Genomic DNA, 15,578 nt, shown 5'->3' with positions numbered 1-15,578 from the left:
CGAGTGCAGGTACGTGTACCCGACCCGCCGGCCTGCACCACGCTGGGAAGCACGGGCGGCCTCGGAGGCACGGCCGTGGGTGCGCCAGCCGCCCCCATCAGGCATGCGGCCGATCTTCTTCACATCCAGGTGCACCATGTGCCCCGGCCCTCTCGCGGTGATCTTCTGGGGTCGTTGGCGCAGGTCCTCACCCGTGGGCGCGAGGTCTCGCAACCGGGAGATGCCCAGCCGGTGCAGCCACCGCCCCACAGTACGAAGACACACCCGGTGGCCTTGAGAGACCAGGTGGTGATGGATGCGCCGTGCGGACCACTTGCGCTCCCGCCGCAGGGCGTGGATCTGGGCGACCAGGACCGGATCGAGTCGGTCAGGTGAACGGTGCGGCCGGCTGGACCGGTCCTGAAGTCCTGCCTCGCCCTGAGCCTTGTAGCGGGCCACCCAGGTGGCCACCGTGGGCCGGCTCACCCGGAACTCGGCTGCCACGTGTGCCTGCGGGATCCCGTCGTGCAGGTGGCGGTGGACCATCCTGAGACGGCCAGTGGGGGTCAGGGGTGCGTTAGCGTGAGTCATGAGCGGGTCTCTTCTGGCAGGTCGGTTGTGTAGGAACTTCCATCCTGCGGGAGAGGCCCACTCGTCTCATCTCAGCCCGTACCCCGTGGCAAGAACCTCATGACCCACAACACCTAGCCCGCCGGCGGTGTCCGCAGCACGGACGCCGCCGTCCCGGCCGCCGGACCGCGCGCCGGCGAGCACTAGACTGGACGCCGAACCAGATCCCACAGACACCGACCATCGAAGGGTGCAGTCACGTCATGACGCAGTCCCCCGAGACCGGCGCGCCCGCCGAGGGCGCCCCGCAGATCTCCCCGGCCGACGCCGACGCCGTCGGCGCCGCAGTGGAGGCGGCGCTCGCCGACTTCGCCGCCGCCGCCGACCTGGACGAGCTCAAGGCCGCCCGTCTGAAGCACACGGGCGAGAAGGCCCCGCTGACGCTGGCGAACCGCCGGATCGGCACGCTCCCGAAGGAGGACAAGGCCACCGCCGGCAAGACCATGGGCGCCGCCCGCGGCCGCATGGAGAAGGCCCTCAAGGCCCGCACGGCGGTCCTGGAGGAGGAGCATGCCGCCCGCATGCTCGTGGAGGAGACCGTGGACGTCACCACGGCCGCCTCCCGCCGCCTGAGCGGCGCCCGCCATCCGCTGTCCCTGCTGCAGGAGCGCGTCTCGGACATCTTCGTCGGCATGGGCTGGGAGATCGCCGAGGGCCCGGAGCTCGAGCACGACTGGTTCAACTTCAACGCCCTGAACTTCCCGCCGGACCACCCGGCGCGCGAGATGCAGGACACCTTCTTCGTGGAGCCGCTGGAGTCCAACCTCCTGTTGCGCACCCACACCTCGCCGGTGCAGGTCCGGGCCATGCTGGAGCGCGGCGCCCCCGTGTACGTGCTCTGCCCGGGCCGCACCTTCCGCACCGACGAGCTGGACGCCACCCACACACCGGTGTTCCACCAGTTCGAGGGGCTGGCCGTGGACAAGGGCCTGACCATGGCGGACCTGCGCGGCACCCTCGAGTACTTCGCCCGGCAGATGTTCGGCCCGGACGCCGAGATCCGCCTGCGCCCCAACTTCTTCCCGTTCACCGAGCCTTCGGCCGAGATGGACATCTGGCATCCCCAGGCCAAGGGTGGACCCCAGTGGATCGAGTGGGGCGGCTGCGGCATGGTCCACCCGAACGTCCTGCGCTCGGCGGGCATCGACCCGGAGGTCTACTCCGGCTTCGCCTTCGGCATGGGCATCGAGCGCACCCTGATGTTCCGCAACGAGGTCCCGGACATGCGGGACATGATCGAAGGCGACGTCCGCTTCTCCCAGCACTTCGGAATGGAGCTCTGATCTTCTCGTGCGTATCCCGCTTTCCTGGCTGCGTGAGTTCGCGCAGGTCCCGGCCGACGCCACCGCCGAGGACGTCCTCGCCGACCTCGTGAAGGTCGGCCTCGAGGAAGAGGAGGTCCACCGCCCGGCGGACGAGCTGTCCGGTCCCATCGTGGTCGGCCAGGTGCTGGAGATGGTCCCCGAGCCGCAGAAGAACGGCAAGACCATCAACTGGTGCCAGGTCCGTGTGGTGCCCGAGGGCGCCGAGCAGACCCTGACCGGCGCCGGCATCGACCCCTCCGGCGTGCAGGGCATCGTCTGCGGTGCCCACAACTTCCAGGTCGGGGACAAGGTCGTGGTGACCCTGCCCGGCGCCGTCCTGCCCGGCGACTTCCGCATCTCCCCGCGCAAGACCTACGGCCACGTCTCCGCCGGCATGATCGCCTCCGTCCGCGAGCTCGGCATCGGGGAGGACCACGACGGCATTCTGGTGCTGTCCACCCTCGGCCTGGACCCGGAGGTCGGCACCGACGCGCTCGAGCTGCTGCACCTGCACGAGGAGGCCGCCGAGGTCAACGTGACTCCGGACCGCTCCTACGGCTTCAGCATCCGCGGCATCGCCCGTGAATACGCGCACGCCACCGGCACCGCCTTCACCGATCCGGCGGCGGGCATCGAGGTCCCGGAGCCGAACGAGGACGGCCAGCCGGTGATCCTGGACGACACCGCCCCGATCTACGGTGTCCCCGGCTGCGACCGCTTCGTGACCCGCACCGTCTCCGGCATCGACCCGAGCGTCCCGACCCCGCCGTGGATGGCCGCGCGCCTGCGCCTGGCGGGCATCCGCCCGCACTCGCTGACCGTGGACATCTCCAACTACGTGATGTGGGAGCTCGGCCAGCCGCTGCACTTCTACGATGCGGACAAGCTGACCGGCGCCATCACCGTCCGCCGTGCCGCCGAGGGCGAGACTCTGCGCACCCTGGACGACAAGGAGCGCACCCTCCACACCGAGGACCTGCTCATCACGGACGAGTCCGGCCCGATCGGCCTGGCCGGCGTCATGGGCGGCGCCGCCACCGAGGTATCCGAGTCCACCACCCGCGTGACGATCGAGTCCGCGCACTTCGACCCGGTCTCCATCGCCCGCACCCGCCGCCGCCACCGGCTGCCCTCCGAGGCCTCCAAGCGCAACGAGCGCGGTGTGGACTGGGAGGTCGCGGACGTCGCCGCCGAACGTGCCGTGCAGCTGCTCGTGGAGCTCGCCGGCGGCACCGCCGAGCCCGGCGTCACGGACATCGGCGCCCGTCCGACGTACCCGGTGGTGGAGCTGGACCCGACCTACCCGTCCCGCCGCATCGGCGTGGACTACCCGAAGGAGCGCGTCGTCGAGCTGCTCACCGAGCTCGGCGCGGACGTCGAGGACGCCGGCGAGACCCTGACGGTCACCTCGCCGTCCTGGCGCCACGACCTGACGATCCCCGAGGACCTCGTCGAGGAGGTCGCCCGCCTGGACGGCTACGACAAGATCCCGTCCACCCTGCCGGTCGCCCCTCCCGGCCGCGGCCTGACCCGCGCGCAGGCCCAGCGCCGCCGTGTGGCGGACGTGCTGGCCGGCGCCGGCCTGACCGAGGTCTTGGACTACCCGTTCGTGTCCGAGGCGCAGAACCGTCTGTTCGGTGCGGCGACCGAGGCGGAGGGCGCCGCCCAGACGATGGTGCGCCTGTCCAACCCGATCTCCCAGGAGTTCGGCTTCCTGCGCACCACCCTGCTGCCGAACCTGCTGGAGACCGCCCGCCGCAACGTCTCCCGCGGCTTCAAGGACGTGGCCCTCTACGAGATCGGCCTGGTGTTCCTGCCGGGGGAGCAGATGGGCTCCGAATCCAACGAGCCGAACGGGGTGAAGCCCTCGGACGAGGCGATCGCGGACCTGAACGCCGGCATCCCGGCCCAGCCGCGCCGCGTGGCCGCGGTCTTCGCCGGCCACGAGGCCGCCCCGGCCGCCGGCTTCGCCCCGCGCGCCTTCGACTGGCAGGACCCGATCGCCGCCGCCCTGCAGGTCGCCCGCGCCGTGGGCGTGGAGCTGACCGTGGCCCAGGGTTCCCACCAGGCATTCCACCCGGGCCGCACGGCCGAGCTGCGCCTGGCCGACGGCACCGTGGTCGGCCACGCCGGCGAGCTGCTGCCGTCGTGGCTGGAGTCCGCAGACATGCCGGCCCGCACCTGCGCCATGGAGCTGGACCTGGACGCCGTCCTCGCCGCCTCCCTGGAGCGCGTGGTCGCCTGCCCGCTGTCCACGTTCGGTGCCACCACCCAGGACGTGGCCCTTGTGGTGGACCAGGACGTCGTCGCCGGCGAGGTGAAGGCCACCCTCGTGGAGGGCGCCGGCGAGCTGCTCGAGTCCGTCGAGCTGTTCGACGTGTACGTGGGCAAGGGCATCGAGGAGGGCAAGAAGTCGCTGGCCTTCGCGCTGCGCTTCCGCGCTCCGGACCGCACCCTCACCGCGGACGAGGCCTCCGAGGCCCGAGCGGCCGCCACCGAGCTGGCCGCGCAGCGCCACGGCGCCGTCCAGCGCTGACGGAACCTGCGCTGCCGAGGCAGGACGATGACGACGGCGCCGACCGCCCCCGGACACGGGGTGCTGGTCGGCGCCGTCGGCGTCTGCCGGGCTGAACGGACCGCGCTCCTGCTGGCCCGGCTGGAGGCGCTGCTCGGCCTCGCCGCCGGGTCGCTGCGCATCGAGCGCACCTGCCCGGCCTGCGGTGCGCGGGATCACGGCGAGCCCGCCCTCGCCTGGGCCGCCGAGTCCCGCAACCACGACGACGGCCCTCACCCCGGCGGCCGGCTCGCCCGCGTGTGGGGCCGGCTCCGGGGGAGCCGTCAGGACGTCCCGCCCACGCTGCCGGCCGTCAGTCTGTCCCACACCGCCGGAGAGCGCCCGTTGACGGTGCTCGCCTGGCGCGCCGCCGGGCAGGGGGCGGTCGGTGTGGATGTGGAGGACCTGGACAGCCCGCGCACGCGGCGGGCACTGGAGCCGGGCCCGGACGGCCGCGCCGCCTCGGACGCCGTCGCGTTCTCCGCCGAGCAGCTCGCCGTCTGGGACGGTCTGCCACGCCACCGGGCCTATGCCGCGCGCGTCGACGCCTGGTGCCGGGCCGAGGCACTCGTGAAGGCGCGCGGCACCGGATTCGCCACCGCGGACCCCTCCGCCGTGCAGCCGACACCGGCCGAGCGAGTCCTGCCGCTCACCGCGGCACAGGTGCCCGGACTGCCGGAGGCCGTCCGCGGCGTCCTGGTCCTGGCCCCGTCCGCCCGGTGATGTCCACAGGCGGAGGCGGCGGGCCGTCGTCGTGCTCCCCGTCACGCTAGGGTGGTGGCGCGCGCCGGAAGGGATGCCGGCGCAGACACGACGGGAACACCACCGGAGGGGGCCTGCGCATGCAGGGACACACAGCTGCACATCGCCATGTCCGTCGGCAGATCCGCGGCGGTGCCGCCGCGCTCACCGGGCTCGGCTTGGCCCTGGCGCTGGCCGGATGCGGAGGACCCGCCGGAGGCGAGGCGGACCCGACCGCCGGGCAGGACGTGGTGCAGGACGAAGGGGCCCGGTCGGGCACGGCAGGGGAGGGCGGCACCCGCACGCCGCAGCCGCTGCCGATCCACGGGGAGCTCGCCGCCCCGGACGCCGAGACGCCGGGCGAGGGTGACCGGCGCGGCCGGCAGGCCCCGGACGGGCCCGCGGCACCACAGGCCGGCGGGGACACCGCGGCCGACGCCGCCGACTGGCACGCCGCCCCGGACGGGCCGCTCGCGGACTGGGCGCCGGAGCACCAGGTCGCCGTCGAGCAGGAGACCGCCGAGGCGATCCACCGGCACCTGGTCGGCTTCGTGGACGGTGACGGCTTCTTCCTGGGAGGCGTCCTGTCCACCGAGCAGGGCGGCACGCTGAGCGCGGAGCAGGTCCCCGGCCCGGAGAGGGCGTCCTTCGACGAGGTGGTCCTGCAGGAGGCCGAGACCACGCAGGCCGGAGAACGCGAGGTCCGCGGCACCGTCACGGACGCCGACGGCACCGAGCACTGCCTCCGCCTGCGTGATGCAGGCGAGGGCCTGGCACCGGTGTACTCCGGCGCCTGTCCCGGGCTGCTGCGCCGTCCCGAGGCGCCGGTGGAGCGCACGGTCACCGCCGCCGACCACCCGCTGGACGACGGTGTGGTGGGTGCGGTCGGGGACCTGGAGCTCGGCGGGGTGCCCTGGGAGGACGTCGCCGACGAGGACGCCGCACCGCCGCTGCGCGGGACGTACGAGGTCACCCTCGGCGAGGCGCTGTCCGCTCAGGACTTCCGCGTGGCAGACGGCCACGGCACGTGGTCTCTGGAGGGGGACCGCCCGCGCGTCACCCTGACGGACGAGGCGGTGGACCGGGCCTTCGCCCATGTGCAGGACTGGGCCGCCGCGGAACGGAGCCTGGCACTGGACGACGACCCTCGCTGTGAGGGGAGGTTCGCGCACCTGCCGGTCGGCCAGGTCACGGTGCGCACCCCGGGGACCCAGTGCGGTTTCGGCGGCAGCCCCACGCCGGAGGTCACGGTGGGTGAGCCGCAGCGCGGTGACGACGTCCGCGTGTCCTTCACCGGCGGCGAGGACGGGGAGGGCGGGACCGCCCGGGTGGCCGTGGGCTTCGCGAACGAGGACGGCACGCCGGTGCTGGAGCGCACCGTCGCCTCCGGGCGCGGGCGGACCCCGACGGACATCTCCCACACCCAGGTCTGGGTGGTCTTCGACGTAGCCGAGGACGGGACGCTGCACCTGGCCGAGGAGGACGCCATCGGGCCGTTCGCCCGCTGACGGGGCGCGGTGCCGGGCAGGGCCGGCTCAGCCCGGGAACGCCGGCAGGGCCGCCTCCACGGTCCAGGCGTCGAACAGGGCGTCCACGGCCGCGGCGGTGACGCCTGCGGCCGGGGCCCACGAGTGCACGTGGGCCCGGAACATCGCGGTGTCCACGGTGCCGAAGCGGTGCTCGGCCACCCAGCCGCGCACCATGCGGCCGAATACGGCGTCCCCGAGCAGACGGCGCAGCGCCAGCACCGTCAGGGCGCCGCGCTTGTACACGCGGTCGTCGAACATGTCCTTCGGCCCCGGGTCGGTGAGCGCCACGTCCTGCGGCTGCTCGGCCAGGCCCTGCCAGGCGCGGCGGGCATGGGCCTGGACGGACTCGCGGCCGGAGGCCTCGGACCAGAGCCACTCGCTGTAGCAGGCGAAGCCCTCGTGCAGCCACAGGTCCGCCCAGTGGCCCAGGGTCACGGCATTGCCGAACCACTGGTGGGACAGCTCGTGGGCGATCAGCCGCTCGTCCTCCCACTGGCCCGTCAGGTGGTTGGTGCCGAACAGGGACAGGCCGGCGCACTCCAGGGGGATCTCGAGGTCATCGTCGGCCACCACGGCTGTGTAGGCGTCGAAGGGGTAGGGGCCGTAGGCCGCCTGGAACACCTCGGCCATGCGGTGCTGTGCGCCCAGCGCGGTGAGCGCACGCTGCTGCGTCTGCGGAGTCACGGCGAGGGTGATCGGCGGGCCGTCGCTGCGGCCGGGGAGCTCGATCAGCCGGTACCGGCCGATCTGCAGGGTGAGCAGGTACGGGGGGACGGGCTCGTCCAGGACCCAGCGCCAGGTGGTGCGGGAACCGGACTGCTTCACCGGGGTGCCGGTGCCGTTGGACACGGGCAGGTAGCCGGCGTCGCAGGTGACGGTGATGTCCGCGCTCATGCGGTTGTCCGGGGAGTCCACGCAGGGCATCCACGTGGAGGCGCCGTGCGGCTGGCCGGCCACGAGGACACCGTCGGTGAGCTCCTCCCAGCCGACGGTGCCCCAGGGGCTGCGCCGTGGCTTCGGGGTGCCGCGGTAGTCCAGGGTGAGCTCCAGTTCGGTCCCGGCGGGCAGGGACTCGCCGAGCTCCACCACCACACGGTGCGGGCGGCGACGTGGCTGGGACGCCTTGACCCGCGGCAGCGGCCGCCCGGCGGCCTGGGCCCTCACCTTCGTGACGGAGAGCCTGTGCAGGTCCAGCTCCACGCGAGCGGACTGGGCGAGCAGGCGGCCGTGCAGCACTGCGGTGCCGGCGATCCGGTTGGCGGCCAGGCGGACGTCCAGCTCGAGGCGGACGGCGTCCAGCGCCAGCACGTCCGAGCCGACTGCGGGCAGGTAGGGATCGGTGCTCATGAGGCCTTTCGGGGACGGGAGTCGGGGGAGCGCCATGCGGCACGCCAGGCGCGCGGGGCGGGGTCGGACCACGGGGAGACGGGGTTGCCGATCCACCAGGTGCCGGCGGGCAGCTCCTCGCCGCGCATGACCAGAGAACCGGCGCCCACGGTGGTGCCGGCGCCGAGGCGGGCGGCGGGCAGGACCACGGAGTTCGGGCCGAGGGTGGCGCCGGCGGCCAGATCCACCGCGTCGAGGGACATGACCCGGTCGTGGAAGAGGTGGGTCTGCACCACGCAGCCGCGGTTGACGGTGGCCCCGTCGCCGAGGGAGACCAGGTCCGCCTCGGGCAGCCAGTAGGACTCGACCCAGCAGCCGTGGCCGATCCGTGCGCCCATGGCACGCAGGAACCAGACCATGGCGGGTGTTCCGGCGGCGGCGCGCGCGAACCAGGGGGCGGCGAGGTACTCGGTGAAGGTGTCCGCCACCTCGTTGCGCCAGATGAACGGGGACCACAGCGGATGCTCACCGGCGTCGATGTGGCCGACGAACACCTTCTTCGCCAGGACGGTGAGCGTGGCGGCCACCGCGCCGGCGGCCAGCAGGACGAGGCCGCCGGCCACGGCGGTGAGCCCCCAGGAGACGGTGGCCAGCAGCGCCAGGGCACCGCCGACGAGCAGGTGGAGCGCGGCGTGCAGCCAGACCGGGATCGCGCGCAGCAGCTCCCAGCAGGTGCGGGCGCGGCGCAGGGCGGCCGGCGGGTCGTAGGTGAGGGAGGTGTCCGCCTGCACTTCGGTGCGTCGCAGGCGGACCGGCGGGGAGCCCATCCAGGAGGTGCCCGCCTTGGTCTTGGTGGGAGTCGTGGACAGCACGGCGACGAGGGAGTCGCGCCGCAGGGTGCGGCCGGCCGGGACCATGCCGGAGTTGCCCACGAACGAGCGCTTGCCCACCTTGGCGCGAGCCACGTGCATCCAGCCGTCCTGCAGCTCGTAGGAGGAGACCATGGTGTCGTCGGCGAGGAAGGCGCCGTCGCCCACTCGGGTCATCGACGGCAGCAGCACCACGGTGGAGGCCTCGACGTCCCGGCCGACCTCCGCGCCGAGCCAGCGCAGCCAGGTGGGTGTGAACCGGGAGGCGTAGATCGGGAAGAGCTGGTCACGGGCGGCGTCGAGCAGGCGCTCGGTGGCCCAGATCTGCCAGCCCACCCGGGACCGGGCCGGATGGTAGCCCTCGGTGATGCCGATCGACAGCAGCCGGGTGGTGACCAGGACGAGCAGCATGTGCACCCCGAACCAGACGGCCGCCAGCAGCGGGCTGACGGCCAGCAGCCGGCCCAGGACCACGACGACGGACCCGGCCGGGCCCAGGTCCGTCACCTCGGTGCCCCACCAGGTCAGGGACCACAGGCCGAGCGCGCCGGCCACGGCCGCCGCAATGAGTGGCAGGGCGGCGAGCACGGAGGAGGCCAGGGTGGAGAGGAGGCGGTAGCCGGTGGCGCGCGGCGGGGCCACGTTGGGTCCGGTGTCCTTGACCTTTCCGACGCGGACGGCGGGGGAGCCGGCGTGGATGCGGTGGCCCCGCAGCCGCCCGACCACCGTGGAGCCGGGCTCGACGTGGGCGCCCTCGCCCACGGTGGAGCCGGGCATCAGGGTGGAGCGGGCGCCGACGACGGCGCCCGCCCCGACCTTGACGGTGCCGATGTGCACGCGGTCGCCGTCCACCCAGTAGCCGGAGAGGTCGACCTCCGGCTCGATGGAGGCGCCCTCGCCGATCTCGAGCAGCCCGGTCACAGGCGGCAGGGAGTGCAGGTCCACGTCCTTGCCGATCCGGGCGCCGAGCACGCGGGCGAAGGCAGGCACCCAGACGGCGCCGGCCAGGGAGTAGGGGTCCACGAGGTCCACCACGTGCTGGGCGAGCCAGAGGCGCAGGTGGACGCGGCCGCCGCGGGGATGCACGCCGGGCTTCACCCCGGCCAGCAGCAGCCGGCAGGCCAGCGCGGCCAGGGCCATGCGTCCCGGCGGAGAGACCACGGCGAGCCAGGCGACGGCGAGCAGCCACCAGTCCACGGTGGGCACGGCGGGAGCCAGCCCCGTGGCGGCCAGGACGTTGAGGACCAGGGCGGTCCACACGGCGGCGCGCAGGGCAGGGAGGATGAACACGGGCACGCCCACGAGGGTCTGTGCCCACTGGGCCTTCTTCCGGGTGCGGGCCACGTGCCGATCCTCGACCGGGACGGCCGCGGCGGCGCCGGCGAGGGACTCGACCAGGTCGCCGATCCGGGGGGTGGCGTAGATGTCCTGGACGGTCACCTGCGGATAGCGGGAACGCAGGCGGGCCACCAGCTGTGCGGCGGCCAGGGAGCCGCCCCCGGCCGCGAAGAAGTCGGTCTTGGGACCGCGGGGCGCGGCGCCGAGGACGTCGGCCCACTGGCGCTCGATCCAGCCGGCGTCCGTGGACTCGTCGATCGGCGGGGCGTCCTCGTCCGGCTGGGCGCCGGGCAGCGGCCAGGGCAGGGCATTGCGGTCGACCTTGCCGGAGGTCTTCGTCGGGAGGGTGTCCGTGACGGCCAGCCGGGGGACCAGGGCGGCCGGCAGCTCTTCTGCCAAGAGCTGCCGGGCGGCCTCGAGGTCCAGGTCCTCCGGGGCGCCGGACGGCACGAGGTAGCCCACCAGGATCTGGTGGCCTGCCGGGGTGGTCTGCACGGCGGCGGCGCCGCCCTGGACGCCGGGCAGGGCCTGCAGCGCCGCGTCGACCTCGCCGAGCTCGATGCGTCGGCCGCCGAGCTTCACCTGATCGTCTGCGCGGCCCACGAAGAGCAGGCCGGCAGGGTCGAAGACCACGAGGTCGCCGGAGCGGTAGGCGCGCTCCCAGCCGAGGGTGTCCATGGGCGCGTACTTCTCCGCGTCCTTGGCCGGGTCCAGGTAGCGGGCCAGGCCGACGCCGCCGATGATCAGCTCACCGGTCTCGCCGTCGGCCACGGGGATCCCGGTGGCGGGGTCCACGACGGCCAGGTCCCAGCCGTCCAGCGGCAGGCCGATGCGCACCGGCCCTTCGCCGGTCATCTCGGCGGCGCAGGCCACCACGGTCGCCTCGGTGGGGCCGTAGGTGTTCCACACCTGGCGCCCCTGCTCGGTCAGGCGGGCGGCGAGTTCGGGCGGGCACGCCTCCCCGCCGAAGATCAGCAGGCGCACATTCTCCAGAGCCTCGGAGGGCCACATGGCCGCCAGGGTCGGCACGGTGGAGACCGCGGTGATGCGGCGCTCGGCGAGCCAGGGGCCGAGGTCCATGCCGGAGCGCACGAGTGCGCGTGGAGCAGGGACGAGGCAGGCGCCATGGCGCCAGGCGAGCCACATCTCCTCGCAGGAGGCGTCGAAGGCCACGGACAGTCCCGCCAGCACGCGGTCGCCGGGGCCGAGCGGATCGTCCGCCAGAAAGATCCGCGCCTCCGCGTCCACGAACGCGGCGGCGTTGCGGTGGGTGACGGCCACACCCTTGGGGGTGCCGGTCGATCCGGAGGTGAAGATGATCCACGCGTCGTCGTCGGGCAGGGGGTGTCGGGCCTGTCGGGGCGGAGCCGTCGCCGTGGTCTGCCCGTCCGCACCGACGGCGGTGACGGGCTCGGCGTCCGCGGCGGCGTCCGTGCCGCGCTCCAGGGTGTGCTCGTCGGTGAGGACACCGGTCACCTTCGCCTCGGCGAAGACGAGGCGGGCACGCTCGTCCGGGTCGTCCGCGTCCACCGGGACGTAGGCGCAGCCGGCGGCGAGCACGCCGAGGATCGCCACGTAGAGGTCGACCGTCCCGGAGGGGATCCGCACGCCGATGCGCTCGCCGGCGCCGATGCCGGCGGCCGTCAGGCGGGCGGCGCACGCCTCGGCGCGCTCGACCAGGTCGGTGTACTCGAGGATCTGGGTGCCGTCGTCGAGGGCCGGGGCGTTCGGATGCTCTGCGGCGGTGGCGGTCAGGACGTCCCACAGGGTCCGCGGCGCGGGCGCACGGTCCCCTCCGGGCAGCTGGGCGCGGTGAGGTGCGGTCACCATTCCTCCGGGTGGTATGAGGGCCTCGAAGACGCGGGCACGAGCACAGGGCCTCGGTGCCTCGCCTGTCGCATTGTAGTGGCGGGGCCGGCCCCGACCGACAGGCTCCCCGGCGGGCGGAGGGCCTGTCAGTCCAGGGTGAGCAGCACCTTGCCGGTGGTCTGCCGCCCCTCGAGTGCCGTGTGCGCGGCCGCGGCGTCGGAGAGGGCGAAGCGCTCGCCGATCCGCAGGGTCAGCGATCCGTCCGCCACGGCCTCCGCCAGCTCCTGGGCACGCCAGTGCGTCTCTTGCGGGGTGCGAGTGTAGTGCACCAGGGACGGGCGCGTGACGAACAGGCCGCCGGCGCCGTTGAGGCGCTGCAGGTCGAACGGCGGGACCTGGCCCGACGCGCCGCCGAAGAGCACGAGCATGCCGCGCACCCGAAGGCACGCCAGGGAGTCCTCGAAGGTCGCCTTCCCCACACCGTCGTACACGACGTCGGCGCCCTCGTCTCCGGTGAGCTCCTCCACCGCGGCCTGCACGTCCGGGTAGTCGACCGACACGGTCGCCCCTGCCTGCAGGGACAGCTCCCGCTTGGCCTCGGTGGACGCCGTGGTGACCACGCGCGCCCCACGGGCGCGGCACAGCTGGGTCAGCAGCAGGCCGACGCCGCCGGCGCCGGCGGTGACCACGACGGTCTGGCCGGCCTGGACCGGGAACGTGGAGCGGGACAGGTAGTGGGCCGTCAGGCCCTGCAGCGGCAGAGCAGCGGCCTCGGCGAGGTCGAGCGAGCCGGGGGCCGGCAGAAGCTGCTCGGCGGGGGCGAGGAAGTGCTCGGCGTAGGTGCCCACGCCGGCGGCGGTCATCACCCGGTCGCCCACGGCGACGGAGTCCACGTCGGCCCCGACGGCGACGACCGTCCCTGAGCCCTCCGTGCCCGGCACGAAGGGCATGTCCACCGGGTAGACCCCGGAGCGCTGGTAGGTCTCGATGAAGTTCAGGCCTGCGGCGGCGGTGCGGACCAGCGCCTGCCCCGGACCGGGGGCGGGAACGGGCGCCTCGGTCCACTGCAGGACCTCGGGGCCGCCGGTCTGCTCGGCGACGATCGCGCGGTGGGTCTGTGGGACGTCGAAGGAGGCATCGGCGCCGGGCGAGACGGGCTGGGTCTGGGTGGCATCCATGCCGCCCAGCGTAGTGATCCGGCGTGGCCCGAACCATGACGGAATACATATTCGACACAGTGCATATCTGGTCTAGGATGGGTCCATGAGCATCACCGTCGCCGTCTCCGGAGCCAGCGGCTACGCCGGAGGCGAAGCCCTGCGCCTGCTGAGCGGCCACCCCGAGGTCGAGATCGGGGCCGTCACCGCCCACTCCCAGGCGGGAGAGCGTCTCGGAGACCTCCAGCCACACCTGCACGCCCTGGCCGACCGCGTCCTCGAGCCCACGACGGCGGACGTCCTCTCCGGACACGACGTCGTCTTCCTCGCCCTGCCGCACGGCGCCAGCGGACCGATCGCCGCGGAGCTGGCCGAGCGCTCGCCGGACACCGTGGTGATCGACGCCGGCGCGGACCACCGTCTCGAGTCGGCCGACGCCTGGGCGCAGTACTACGGCACGGAGCACGCCGGAACCTGGCCCTACGGGCTGCCCGAGCTGCCCGGACAGCGCGGGCGGCTGGCCGGAGTCACGCGCATCGCCGTGCCGGGCTGCTATCCCACCGCCACGCTCCTCGCCCTCACCCCGGGCTTCGGCGCCGGGCTCCTCCAGCCGCGGGACGTCGTCATCGTGGCCGCCTCCGGCACCTCCGGCGCGGGCAAGGCGCTCAAGCCCCACCTGCTCGGCTCCGAGGTCATGGGCTCCATGAGTCCCTACGGGGTGGGCGGCGGCCACCGCCACACGCCCGAGATCGAACAGGGCCTCGCCTGGGCTGCGGGGGAGGACGTCCAGGTCTCCTTCACCCCGACCCTGGCGCCCATGCCCCGCGGCATCCTGGCCACGGCCACCGCCCGCCTGACCGACGACGCCGACCCCGCCGCCGTGCGCGCGGCCTGGGAGACGGCCTACGCGGACGAGCCGTTCGTACACCTGCTGCCCGAGGGGCAGTGGCCGACCACCGCGGCGGTGATCGCCTCCAACCATGTCCAGGTGCAGCTCGCCGTGGACGAGCGCGCCGGCCGCGTCGTGGTGGTCAGCGCGATCGACAACCTCTGCAAGGGCACCGCCGGCGGTGCCGTCCAGTCCATGAACATCGCCCTGGGCCTGCCGGAGCAGGCCGGGCTCGAGAGCCAGGGGGTCGCACCGTGAGCGTCACCGCAGCAGCAGGGTTCCGGGCAGCCGGGACCACCGCCGGACTGAAGCCGTCCGGGAAGCCGGACGTGGCCGTCGTCGTCAACGACGGGCCGAAGCACGAGGCGGCGGCCGTGTTCACCACCAACCGCGTGGCCGCAGCCCCGGTCCTCTGGTCCCGTCAGGCCGTCACGGACGGCCGGGCTTATGCCGTGGTGCTCAACTCCGGAGGCGCGAACGCGGCGACCGGGCAGCAGGGCTTCCGGGACGCCCACCGCACCGCCGAGCACGCGGCCTCTGCCCTCGGCTGCTCGTCCGGCGACGTCCTGGTCTGCTCCACCGGCCTCATCGGCGAGCCGCTGGACATGGAGAGGCTGCTCCCGGGCGTCGACACCGCCGTGCAGGGGCTCGGCACGGAGGGAGGCCCTGCCGCGGCCGAGGCCATCATGACCACGGACACCCGCGCCAAACAGTCCCGCGTGGACGGGACCGGCTACACGGTGGGCGGCATGGCCAAGGGCGCCGGCATGCTCGCCCCGGGCATGGCCACGATGCTCGCCGTCGTCACCACCGACGCCGACCTGCCCGCCTCCGCCCTGCAGCTCGCCCTCGACCGTGCCGTGGCCACGACCTTCAACCGCGCCGACTCCGACGGCTGCATGTCCACCAACGACACGGTGATCCTCCTGGCCTCCGGCGCCTCAGGCGTGGCCCCGGACCCGGACGAGTTCGGCGCCGCCGTCACCCGCGTCTGTGCGGATCTCGCCCGCCAGATGGTCGGGGATGCCGAGGGCGCCGAGCACGACATCGCCGTCCGCGTGGTGAACGCCGAGACGGAGGAGGCCGCCGAGGCCGTGGCCCGTGCCGTCGCCCGCTCCAACCTGTTCAAGACCGCGGTCTTCGGCCAGGACCCGAACTGGGGCCGCGTGATCTCCGCGGTGGGCACCGTGCCGGAGTCTGTGGCCGCGTTCGACGCGACCGCCCTGGACGTGTCCTTCAACGGGGTCCAGGTCTGCCGTGCCTCCGGCGTGGGGGAGGACCGCTCCCTCGTGGACCTGTCCGCACGCGAGGTGCGCGTGGAGATCGACCTGCACGCAGGCGACGCCGAGGCCACGATCTGGACCAACGACCTCACCCACGACTACGTCCACGAGAACTCCGCCTACTCCACCTGAAGCCGCGGACGGCAGGGCCGGTGCGCAGGACACCCCGG

10 protein-coding genes are annotated in these 15,578 nt (G+C 73.8%); 6 read left to right on the top strand and 4 right to left on the bottom strand.

The window, feature by feature from the left end; all coding sequences use genetic code 11:
* A partial coding sequence (locus tag FM125_RS08910) for a helix-turn-helix domain-containing protein (RefSeq protein ID WP_143745314.1) occupies positions 1–570 on the bottom strand: 570 nt, incomplete at its 3' end.
* A gap of 242 nt (positions 571–812) precedes the next feature.
* Here FM125_RS08910 and pheS point away from each other — a divergent pair.
* From pheS to FM125_RS12020, 4 genes are all read left to right on the top strand, one after another.
* Positions 813–1,892, top strand: coding sequence for a phenylalanine--tRNA ligase subunit alpha (pheS, locus tag FM125_RS08905; protein ID WP_067191880.1), 1,080 nt, complete (start codon positions 813–815; stop codon positions 1,890–1,892).
* Positions 1,893–1,899: 7 nt separating this feature from the next.
* Complete coding sequence (gene pheT / locus FM125_RS08900; RefSeq protein WP_087134359.1) at positions 1,900–4,449, top strand: phenylalanine--tRNA ligase subunit beta; 2,550 nt, start codon at positions 1,900–1,902, stop codon at positions 4,447–4,449.
* Between the two features lie 27 nt (positions 4,450–4,476).
* Positions 4,477–5,190 (top strand): 4'-phosphopantetheinyl transferase superfamily protein, encoded by a 714-nt coding sequence (locus FM125_RS08895; RefSeq protein WP_087134358.1) that lies wholly within the window; start codon positions 4,477–4,479, stop codon positions 5,188–5,190.
* 119 nt (positions 5,191–5,309) lie between these two features.
* Positions 5,310–6,716 carry a hypothetical protein gene (locus FM125_RS12020; protein ID WP_087134357.1) on the top strand — a complete coding sequence of 469 codons (1,407 nt, stop codon included), beginning with the start codon at positions 5,310–5,312 and terminating at the stop codon, positions 6,714–6,716.
* A gap of 27 nt (positions 6,717–6,743) precedes the next feature.
* Here the strand turns inward: FM125_RS12020 and FM125_RS08885 are convergent, their stop codons facing one another.
* The 3 genes from FM125_RS08885 to FM125_RS08875 form a co-directional block, all read right to left on the bottom strand.
* Complete coding sequence (locus tag FM125_RS08885) at positions 6,744–8,084, bottom strand: M1 family metallopeptidase (RefSeq protein WP_067191258.1); 1,341 nt, start codon at positions 8,082–8,084, stop codon at positions 6,744–6,746.
* Positions 8,081–12,100, bottom strand: coding sequence for a Pls/PosA family non-ribosomal peptide synthetase (locus tag FM125_RS08880; protein ID WP_087134356.1), 4,020 nt, complete (start codon positions 12,098–12,100; stop codon positions 8,081–8,083). Before FM125_RS08880 ends, FM125_RS08885 begins: the two co-directional genes overlap by 4 nt.
* Positions 12,101–12,225: 125 nt before the next feature.
* Positions 12,226–13,257 (bottom strand): quinone oxidoreductase family protein, encoded by a 1,032-nt coding sequence (locus tag FM125_RS08875; protein ID WP_082740008.1) that lies wholly within the window; start codon positions 13,255–13,257, stop codon positions 12,226–12,228.
* A gap of 85 nt (positions 13,258–13,342) precedes the next feature.
* Here FM125_RS08875 and argC point away from each other — a divergent pair, with 85 nt between their 5' ends.
* Positions 13,343–14,383, top strand: coding sequence for an N-acetyl-gamma-glutamyl-phosphate reductase (gene argC / locus FM125_RS08870; RefSeq protein ID WP_087134355.1), 1,041 nt, complete (start codon positions 13,343–13,345; stop codon positions 14,381–14,383).
* Positions 14,380–15,540 carry a bifunctional glutamate N-acetyltransferase/amino-acid acetyltransferase ArgJ gene (gene argJ / locus FM125_RS08865; protein ID WP_087134354.1) on the top strand — a complete coding sequence of 387 codons (1,161 nt, stop codon included), beginning with the start codon at positions 14,380–14,382 and terminating at the stop codon, positions 15,538–15,540. Before argC ends, argJ begins: the two co-directional genes overlap by 4 nt.
* Positions 15,541–15,578: the final 38 nt, after the last annotated feature.

Source organism: Micrococcus lylae (assembly GCF_900163825.1).
Taxonomy (GTDB): domain Bacteria; phylum Actinomycetota; class Actinomycetes; order Actinomycetales; family Micrococcaceae; genus Micrococcus; species Micrococcus lylae.
Note: the sequence above shows the minus strand (reverse complement) of the source record. Positions and strands in the feature narration are given on the sequence as shown.

Coding starts and splice junctions, on each gene's coding strand:
- FM125_RS12020 (WP_087134357.1), top strand. CDS start 5,310: ATGCAGGGACACACAGCTGCACATCGCCATGTCCGTCGGCAGATCCGC.
- FM125_RS08895 (WP_087134358.1), top strand. CDS start 4,477: ATGACGACGGCGCCGACCGCCCCCGGACACGGGGTGCTGGTCGGCGCC.
- FM125_RS08875 (WP_082740008.1), bottom strand. CDS start 13,257: ATGGATGCCACCCAGACCCAGCCCGTCTCGCCCGGCGCCGATGCCTCC.
- pheS (WP_067191880.1), top strand. CDS start 813: ATGACGCAGTCCCCCGAGACCGGCGCGCCCGCCGAGGGCGCCCCGCAG.
- FM125_RS08885 (WP_067191258.1), bottom strand. CDS start 8,084: ATGAGCACCGATCCCTACCTGCCCGCAGTCGGCTCGGACGTGCTGGCG.
- FM125_RS08880 (WP_087134356.1), bottom strand. CDS start 12,100: ATGGTGACCGCACCTCACCGCGCCCAGCTGCCCGGAGGGGACCGTGCG.
- argC (WP_087134355.1), top strand. CDS start 13,343: ATGAGCATCACCGTCGCCGTCTCCGGAGCCAGCGGCTACGCCGGAGGC.